This is a genomic window from Streptomyces sp. SID3212, from assembly GCF_009865405.1.
Lineage (GTDB): Bacteria > Actinomycetota > Actinomycetes > Streptomycetales > Streptomycetaceae > Streptomyces.
In genome coordinates, this window is the sequence record NZ_WWJY01000652.1 from 1 (window position 1) to 8967 (window position 8967).

8 protein-coding genes and 1 pseudogene are annotated in these 8967 nt (G+C 71.8%); 4 read left to right on the top strand and 5 right to left on the bottom strand.

Translation table 11 applies throughout. From position 1 onward, the window contains the following. Positions 1–1352 (bottom strand): ATP-binding protein (locus GT042_RS19700; protein ID WP_237530968.1); only part of this gene is annotated, 1352 nt, incomplete at its 3' end. Positions 1353–1584: 232 nt separating this feature from the next. Next, positions 1585–2463 (bottom strand): sugar isomerase, encoded by an 879-nt coding sequence (locus tag GT042_RS19705; RefSeq protein ID WP_161310049.1) that lies wholly within the window; start codon positions 2461–2463, stop codon positions 1585–1587. An 88-nt stretch (positions 2464–2551) separates the two neighbouring features. Between GT042_RS19705 and GT042_RS19710 the strand changes: the two genes are divergently transcribed. Next, positions 2552–3334 carry a DeoR/GlpR family DNA-binding transcription regulator gene (locus GT042_RS19710; protein ID WP_161310050.1) on the top strand — a complete coding sequence of 261 codons (783 nt, stop codon included), beginning with the start codon at positions 2552–2554 and terminating at the stop codon, positions 3332–3334. Between the two features lie 35 nt (positions 3335–3369). On the opposite strand, the gene GT042_RS19715 is transcribed toward GT042_RS19710, so the two are convergent. Beyond that, the gene (locus GT042_RS19715) at positions 3370–4614 is read right to left on the bottom strand and encodes an MBL fold metallo-hydrolase (RefSeq protein ID WP_161310051.1); all 1245 of its coding nucleotides are present in this window, start codon (positions 4612–4614) and stop codon (positions 3370–3372) included. A gap of 353 nt (positions 4615–4967) precedes the next feature. On the opposite strand from GT042_RS19715, the gene GT042_RS19720 reads away from it, so the two are divergent. Continuing rightward, the gene (locus GT042_RS19720) at positions 4968–5846 is read left to right on the top strand and encodes a carbohydrate kinase family protein (RefSeq protein WP_237530969.1); all 879 of its coding nucleotides are present in this window, start codon (positions 4968–4970) and stop codon (positions 5844–5846) included. 23 nt (positions 5847–5869) lie between these two features. On the opposite strand, the gene GT042_RS19725 is transcribed toward GT042_RS19720, so the two are convergent. Next, positions 5870–6871, bottom strand: a complete 1002-nt coding sequence (locus tag GT042_RS19725; RefSeq protein ID WP_161310055.1) for a DUF6745 domain-containing protein — start codon at positions 6869–6871, stop codon at positions 5870–5872. 138 nt (positions 6872–7009) lie between these two features. After that, positions 7010–7339 carry a hypothetical protein gene (locus tag GT042_RS19730; RefSeq protein WP_161310053.1) on the bottom strand — a complete coding sequence of 110 codons (330 nt, stop codon included), beginning with the start codon at positions 7337–7339 and terminating at the stop codon, positions 7010–7012. A 195-nt stretch (positions 7340–7534) separates the two neighbouring features. Here GT042_RS19730 and GT042_RS19735 point away from each other — a divergent pair, with 195 nt between their 5' ends. Then, positions 7535–8488, top strand: a complete 954-nt coding sequence (locus GT042_RS19735; RefSeq protein WP_161310054.1) for an STM4015 family protein — start codon at positions 7535–7537, stop codon at positions 8486–8488. Positions 8489–8490: 2 nt separating this feature from the next. Next, positions 8491–8967, top strand: a pseudogene (locus GT042_RS19740) (hypothetical protein); the annotation flags it as partial.

An 8967-nucleotide genomic window follows, 5' to 3' on the forward strand; every position in this document is an offset into this window, starting at 1 on the left:
GGCGCGGCCGGGACCGTACCGCTGACCGGACCCGCCACCCCCACACCGGGAACCACACCCGGACCGGCGCCCGCGCCCGCCGGACCGACCGCGGCCCCGTCCCGCCCGTCGAGCGCCGAGGGATCCCCGCCGAGCAGCGCCTGCGGCAGGACGAGCACCGCCTGGATCCCGCCGTAGATGTTGGACTGCAACCGCACCGCGATGCCGTGCCGGCGCGCCAGCGCGGAGACGACGAACAGACCGATGCGGCCGTCCTGGAGCAGGTGCGCGACGTTGACCTGGTCGGGGTCGGCGAGCAGCCCGTTCATCTTCTTCCGCTCGTCGGACGCCATCCCGAGCCCGCGGTCCTCGACCTCGATGGCCAGACCGGCCGTCACATACTGCACGCGCAGCAGGACTTGGGTGTGCGGGGCGGAGAACAGGGTGGCGTTCTCGACCAGTTCGGCGAGCAGGTGGATGACGTCGGCGACGGCGTGGCCGCGCAGCGTGCCGTCGATCGGCGGCACCAGTTTGATCCGGGGGTACTGCTCGACCTCGGCGATCGCGGACCGCAGCACCTCGGTCATCGTGACCGGCTTGCTCCACTGCCTGCGGGAGATCGCGCCGCCCAGGACGGCGAGGTTCTCCGCGTGCCGGCGGATCCGGGTCGCCAGATGGTCGACGTGGAAGAGCCCCTTCAACAGCTCCGGGTCCTCGACCTCGTTCTCCAGGTCGTCCAGCAGCTGGATCTCCCGGTGGACCAGGGACTGGAGGCGGCGGGCGAGGTTGACGAAGACCTCGACCTTCTGCTCGTTGCCGACGCTGCTGGAGAGCCGGGACGCCTGCACGACGGTGGTGACAGCCGTCTCCTGGGACCGTCTCAACTCCTCGGCGAGCAGGTCGAACTCGTCCCCGCCCACGACGGCGGGCGGTGGCGTACGGCGCGGGGGCACGCGCTCGCCACGCCTGAGCTGCTCCACGACGGCGCGCAGGTCGGCCTGTCCGCGCGCGCTGGACCGGCGCAGGGCGTTGCAGCGGTCGATCAGCGACCGCGCGGTACGGTCCGCGCCGAGGGCCGCCGCCGCGACGGCGGCGAAGGCGACCAGCGCCATGCCGAACAGGGCCGCCCAGACCACGAGGGTGGGCTCGGCCGCGGTGGAGCGGAAGGTCAGGACCACGGCGGCCGCGCCGCTCAGCGCCGCGACTATCGCGGGCAGAACAGCGGTGCGCAGGAGTTGGGGACGTATACGGGCGTCCGGTGGTGCGGGCCTGTTCCGCCGGCCCGGGGAGGGCAGCGAACGGGCGCCCGGCCGGCCGTGCCGCCCGGCTTCGCGGCGGTCCGGCCGCGCGGCGGGTGCGCGAAGTTGAGACATCAGTGTCCTCGGTACGTGGGGCCCCAGGAATCGGCGTTGCTGGTGGTCGGCTGCGGCGCCGACATCGGGTCCGGCGCACGCCGCCGGAGCCCTCCGTTGATCACCGCGCACTCACAGTAGTCGCCAAGAGTTCGGGCGCGGTGGACAGTTGACGAAGTTGCCCACAGAGCATCCCGCTCTGGTATGAGGCATCGCACACCAGCACGAATGCCACGCACCCCCAGGACAGACGCTAGGGCAGGATCACCGAACGGGTCAGGTGACGCGGCCGGTCCGGGTCGAGACCGCGCAGATCCGCCAGGGCGAGCGCGAGGCGCTGGATCCGTACCAGTTCGGCCAGCGGGTCGAGCCGGCCCGCCACCCACAGTCCGCCGGTCGCCGCGACCTGCTCGGCGAGGCCGTCGGGGGCCGGCCCGAGGATCCACGTCGCGGTGCCGCCGGTGGTGATGCTGATGGGCCCGTGGCGGTACTCCATGGCCGGGTACGCCTCGGTCCACGCGAGAGCGGCCTCCCGCATCTTCAGCGCACCCTCCTCCGCGAGGCCGACGGTCCAGCCCCGCCCGAGAAAGGTGAACTGAGTGCAGTCCACAACACCTACGGGCAGCGGCTCGGCAAGAGCCGTCCTGGCGTCCGCGACAACAGAGTCGCTGTGCAGCCCGAGGTGAGCACGGAGCAGCGTCAGAGCAGTGGTGGCGAACCGTGTCTGGACGACGGACCGTTCATCGGCGAAGTCGAGAACAATGAGGTCGTCCGCGGCGGTACGGACCGGCGTCCGCGGATCCCCGGTGATCGCGGTGGTACGGACGGACCCCCGCACGCCCGCGAGCAGAGCCAGGACCTCGGTGGTGGTGCCGGACCGGGTCAGGGCGACGACCCGGTCGTACCGGCGACCCGAGGGGAACTCGGACGCGGCGAAGGCGTCGGTCTCCCCCAGCCCGGCGCCCTCCCGGAGCGCGGCGTACGCACGCGCCATGAAGAACGAGGTGCCACAGCCGACAACAGCCGTGCGCTCCCCAGGCGCAGGCAACTGCTCCTTCAGACCCTCGGCCAACGCCGCCGCCCGCACCCAGGATTCAGGCTGGTCGGCCAGTTCCGTCTCGACAAAACTCATGGTCTCCACTCCCACTATGATGGTTCCTGCATGCTAGATGAGCTTTTCGATCAAAACCAAGCATCAGTCACGCGACAAAGGAGACGCAGTGAACCGGCACGAACGGCACACCGCCCTGCTCGACCTCCTGGCCGAGCGGCATCAGCTGGAGGTGGAGGCGGTGGCCGCCGAGCTGGGCGTGTCCGTGGCAACGGTCCGCCGCGACCTGGACCACCTGGGCGAGCAGCAGTTGCTGACGCGCACGCGAGGCGGAGCCGTGGCGCACTCGGTGTCGTACGAACTCCCCCTGCGCTACCGGGCGGTACGCCACGCCTCGGAGAAGGAACGCATCGCCCGAGCAGCCGCGGCCCTGGTCCGCCGGGGCATGGTGGTGGGCCTCAACGGCGGAACGACAACATCAGAGGTGGCAAGGACGCTGGCAACCCGCGGCGACCTCACAGGCAGCGCCGCCGACCCGGCACTCACCATCGTCACCAACGCGCTCAACATCGCCCACGAACTGGCGGTCCGCCCCCACATCAAGATCGTGACAACCGGCGGCGTAGCACTGCCGCAGTCGTACGAACTGGTAGGCCCTCTGGCCCGCCACCTCCTGAACGAGATCAGCCTGGACATGGTCTTCCTGGGAGTGGACGCCCTCGACGCCCGAACAGGAGCCACCGCACACGACGAACGCGAGGCACAGGTCAACGCACTGCTAGCAGAAAGGGCAGAAAACGTCACCGTAGTAGCAGACCACTCAAAACTGACCACCCGAGCGTTCGCCCGAATCTGCCCCCCAGAAGCAATACACACCCTGATCACCGGCACAGAGGCAAAACCCCTGACCGCACCGTTCCAGGAACACGGAACAAGGGTGATCCACGCTTGACACCCACCACCCCGGCCAAGCGCCCAGCCCAGCGATCACCCCTTGGCGGAAGACGCGGTTTCGGCGGCTCCACCCGCCCCAGCACCAGCATCCGCACCGGCGTCCGCTTCCACATCGCCCCCCGCCACAGAAGGGCCAGCAGGCGCAGGCCACCCCCCGGCCGGTGTCACCGCCACCGGACGCCACCAGGGCGTGGTGGGAACCGCCCCACCGCCCGGTTCGAACGGCTCGCCCGGACGCGGCAGCGCGATCTCGGCGCCCGCCTCCGCCGCCGCCGTGATCGTGCCCTCGCCGGGCTCGGACCACGGGTGCGGGGCCAGGTTGAAGGTGCCCCAGTGGATCGGCAGCATCACGCCCGACGGCCGGCCGCCCTGAAGGTCCAGGTGGGCCCGCATGCCCTCGGCCGGGGTCATGTGGATGTCCGGCCAGTACTCGCTGTACGCACCGATCTGGATCATGGTCGCGTCGAACGGGCCGTGTTCCGTACCGATGTCCTTGAAGCCGGGGAAGTAGCCCGTGTCGCCGCTGTGGTAGACCCGGTGCTCGGGCCCCGCCGCGACCCAGGACGCCCACAGGGTGACCTGCTGGTTCCGCAGGCCCCGCCCGCAGAAGTGCCGCGCGGGGGTGGCGGTCAGGTTGATCCCGGCCACCTCGGTGGTCTCGTTCCAGTCCAGCTCGCGCAGGCGCGACGCGGGCACACCCCACTTCTCCAGGTGCGCGCCGACGCCGAGCGGAACGGCGAAGACGGTGTCCGTGGAGACGAGCGCCTTGATCGTGGGCAGATCAAGATGGTCGTAGTGGTCGTGCGAGATCACGACGACGTCGACAGGACCGAGCGACGCGAGCGGTACGGGCACGGGGTGCAGCCGCTTGGGTCCCGCGAACGCGAACGGCGAGCAGCGGTCGCCCCAGACCGGGTCGAAGAGCACGCGCCGCCCGTCGATCTCGGCGAGCACGCTCGAATGGCCCATCCAGGTGACCCGCAGGCCGGACGCCGGAGGCGTCGCCAGCTCGGCAAGGGTCGTCGGATGTACGGGGATGGTGCCGGCGGGGGCCCGCAGGGCCCGCGCCTCCTTCTCCAGGTAGGTCTTCGCCAGGTCCTTGCCGACACCGGACGGCCTGATCCGCGCACCCACCGGGTTCTGGAAGACGCCGTCGGCGAAATTGGGCGAGGCGAGGATCCGCTCCAGCCGCTTCCCCGCCGAATCGGCCCCGAAGGCCGCAGGTCGCAGCGAGCGCAGTCGGGAGCGCAACGAAGGGGGAGAAACAGCGCCTGTCACAGCACCTCCTGGAGGTTCGGTGTCGCCCCCATTATGGCCGGGGACGTACGTGCGTGCGGGTCGAGCGGAACAAGACGTCCCGCCCTCCCGACCACGCGTATGCAACGTCCACGCTGCCCCCGGGATTCCCCGGCACGCCTCACATCCGGAATCAAAATCCTATCTTTGACATGCCCGCCCGCCCTCAGCCCGACCGCCCCGGAACCCGGGCCGCCCCGGGGCGTGACAGCGGGCCCCACGGCCGTACTGTGACCGCGAACGGACGTCCGGAACCGGAAAGGCAGACGGTGGCCCAGCAGCAGACCGACCAGACCGACCAGACCGATCAGTCCGAACCGCCCCCGCTCGACGTGTTGGTCATCGGGGGCGGCGGTGTGGACACCGTCGTCCGCGTCAACTCGCTGCCCGTCCCGCTCGCCGATTCCGTCGGCGTGGGTCCGATCCACGAATGGCCGGGGCACACCGGCGGCAACGTGGCCCTCGGCTGCCGGACCCTCGGGCTGGGGGTGAAGTTCCTCGACTTCCTCGGGGACGACTGGCCCGGTGAACAGGTCCGCGCCCGGCTCAGCGACGGGAACGTGGACTTCGAGACACTGCCGTCGCCCGCGGGGACCCGCCGTGCGGTCAATCTGGTCGACAAGACGGGCCGCCGGATGTCGTTCTTCGACGCCAGGGACCCGGACGACCTCCGGATGCCGCGTGACTTCTACCTGCCGCACCTGCGGCGCGCCCGTCATGTCCACCTGTCCCTCACCCACTTCACCCGGTTCCTCTTCGACGACATAGAGGCGCTCGGGGTGCCGGTGTCGACCGACCTCCAGGACTGGAACGGACTCGACGACTACCACCGGGAGTTCGCCTTCCGCGCCGACCTGGTGTTCCTCAGCGCCGCCGGGGCGCGCGAACGCATAGCCTCCGTGATGCGGGAGATCCTGCGCGAGGGCCAGGCCGAGGCCGTCGTCGCGACGGCCGGCGCGGGCGGCTCGTACGTGATGACCCGGGAAGGCAGCCGGACCCCGCGCCCGGTGCGGGCCACCGCCCCGCCCGCGCCGGTGGTGGACTCCAACGGTGCGGGGGACGCGTACCTCTCCGGTTTCCTCTACGGCCGCCTGGCCGGGCGGGACCTCGAAGCCTGCGCCGCGCTCGGCGCGGTGGCGGGTGCCTACGCCTGTACGGGGCAGGGCGACGCGGGTCTGATAGGACTGGACGAACTGCTGGCGGTGAAGATCTGACAGCGCGGCGCCGGTGCGGCGGCTCAGGTCTGCCGCACCGGTTCGTACGCCTCGGACGACAGTCCGAAGGTCCATGCGACGCCCTCCTTGGCGGTCCTGGTGGTGGGTGGGACACGCAGCCAGTACGTACGGCTCGTGCCGTCCGGCTCGGGGGTGGAGTTGACCACCTCGACCGTCACGACGTCCTCGTCGTCGGCGAGGGCTATCCGCCACAGGATGCCCGTCTCGTCGCGGTGCACCGGCTGTGCGCCCGAGTCGGCGAGGAACCGGTCGTAGCCGTAGTGCTCCAGCATGACGCGGCGCAGCTCGGCGTTGCTCTCGCCGCGGATCCGCTCGGGCGTCAGGGACGCCAGCTCGTCGAGGAATTCCGCCGGAACGGGCATGCCGCGCCAGGCGTACAGGGCGAAGCCGTCCGCGTAGGCGAGGGCGGGGCCGTCGGAGCGGTCGAGCCGGCCCGCCTCGTCCCGGTGCAGGGCGACGGGGCGTTCGCAGATCACCACCGCGTTCTCGTACGGCCACCACCAGCCCGCGTGCCTGGCCACCTCGGCGAGCCCTTCGAGCCGCTCGCCGCACCCGTCGAAGGCGACGAGCCAGGCGGCGTCGTGCTGTCCGAGGACGGCGTCGAGCAGCACCGGGCGGATCTCCTCCGCCTCCTCCGGCTTCCCGGCGAGGGTGTCCCCCACGCCGGTCCGTATCCGCTCGGCGAGAGCCCGCGTGGTGTCCCAGAGCCGGGCGCCGGTGGTGTTCCAGTGCGCGGCCCAGCCCGCGGGGCCCAGCGCGTCGTGCATCCGCCGCCGTTCGGCCGCCCAGGGACTGGTCCGCACCGCGTCACGCACCGAACGTCCCTGGCTGTCGAGCGACCGGACCGCCGCCACCCCGGCCAGCGGCGACTCCGCCCAGATGATCCGCTCCGGCTCCGCCAGGCCGGCCGTGCGGTACGCCAGCCGTACGCCCCGCTCGGCCGCCGACCGGTCCGCCGCGCCCGTCGCCGCCGCGACGCCCCGCCATGTGTCCACGTCATTCATGTCCGCTGCCCCGTCTCCCCTGTTGTCCCTGTCCGACCAGGCCTCCACGGCCCGTATGCCCGTGTGCCTGCTGAGCCCGTGCTGTCCCATGTCCGTACTGTCCCGCCGCCTCGCCAAAACAGCCGCGGCCCGCCACGCTCAGTCCGCGACGACCCGCACCGATCCCGGCAGGTACTCCCGCTGGCGCACCACCCGGAACCAGCCGCGCGGCAGTGGTATCGCCGCGTGTTCCTCGTGCACCACCCGCCCGCCCTCCGGGAGATGGAGCAGCATCGGCCCCTCCGCCGAGCCCGGTTCACGGATCAGCCGGCCGCGGCCGGTCACGGCGTGCGCGTGGCCGGTGACCTCGCCGAGCGCCAGGACCAACCGGCCCCGTCCGTCGCGCGGTTCACCCACCGCGTCCGTGGCGCCCGACGGCACCGACTCCTCCGCCACGGGCATGATGAGCACGTCTCCTTGCCGGAACATGGCTCTCCCCTCGTCGGCGGCGCCGAGTGCGCCGACCTGTGAACGACGCTAGCGGCAGGGTCTGACAACCGGCCCCCGGCAAAGGCGGAGGCATGCACTCCGCCCGCCCCCGCGAGGGGCGTTGTCAGTGGGAGTTGGTACAACTTCTCGCACACGCCCACCGACCAACGCCGCACGGTGTCTGGAGCCTTCACCATGGCCATTTCCCACCACATGCAGGAGCTGTACGGCCTGCCCGTCCTCGACTTCCCCGCAGGGGACACGAGCGGGGAGCCGGCCGGCGGGCTCCCGGCCGCCGCGTCCGTGGCCTGGCGCATCTCGGTCGACTCGTACGACGCGGAGGAGGCGTGGGAGGAGGCGTTCGGCCGTTTCGCCAAGGCCGTGGACCTCGGCGAGGTCAGGGCCCTGGTCGTCGGCTCCTGGAGCGACCCCTACGACTCGGGCCCCGAGGAAGTGGTCAACTCCCTGGTGGCGATCAGTCGCCAACTTCCCGGGCTGCGCGCGCTCTTCCTCGGTGACATCACCTTCGACGAGTGCGAGATCTCCTGGATCAACCAGGGTCTGGTGACACCGCTGCTCGACGCCTTCCCCGCGCTCCACGAGTTCGGGGTGCGCGGCGGGCAGGGGCTGGGCTTCCCCGCCGTCAAGCACGAGCGGTTGCGCTCGCTCACCATCGAGGCGGGCGGCCTGGACGCCGAAGTGGTACGGGGTGTGGCGGCGAGCGACTTCCCCGCCCTGGAGCACCTGGACCTGTGGCTCGGTACGTCGTGGTACGGCGCGAACGCGGAGATCGCCGACCTCGCGCCGATCCTCGCCGGGTCCCGGCTGCCCGAGCTGCGATATCTGGCGCTGCGCAACAGCCAGATCCAGGACGAGATAGCCACCGCCCTCGCGGGCGCCCCGGTCGTCGCGGGCCTGGAGACGCTCGACCTGTCGATGGGCGCGCTCGGCGACGACGGTGTGGGGGCGCTGCTCGCGGGACAGCCGCTCACGCACCTCAAGAAGCTCGACCTCCACCACCACTTCGTGGGCGAGGCGATGCGGGAGCGGTTGCGGGCCACGCTCGGCGCGGCCGGGGTGGAGGTCGACCTGTCGGACCATCAGGACGAGGAGGACCGCGAGGACCGCTACACCGCGGTCGCGGAGTGACGATGAGCCCGCCCCGTCGTCTTGTGGTGGTCGGCAACCCGGCCAATCGCCGCGTCACGCTGTTCCAGGACGCCGTACGGGCCGCCGGGCTGCCGCCCGCCCGGGTGGTGGCCTGGCGCGACGTGCTGCGCGCGGACAGCGCGTCGGCGGCCGGGTTCGCGGCGGGAGAGACCGTACGGATCGATTCGCCCGGCGAGGACGGGGAGGTCGAGTTGCTGCTGCGCGGGGCGGGTGACCCCACCCGGGTGGAGGGCACGGCGCGTTGGTACGGACGCTTCACGGCCGCCGTCCACGCGCTGGCGCGCGAGGCGGTCGCGGCCGGCGCCACCGTGCTCGACGACCCCGGTGAGCTGTCGGTCCTTTTCGACAAGCGGCTCTGCCACGGTGTTCTGGACGGGGCCGGGGTGCCCGTCCCGCTCTCCCCCACCTCGGGACCCGCCGCCCCCGCCGTGGCCGGCTGGGCCGGCGTGCGCGCCCTG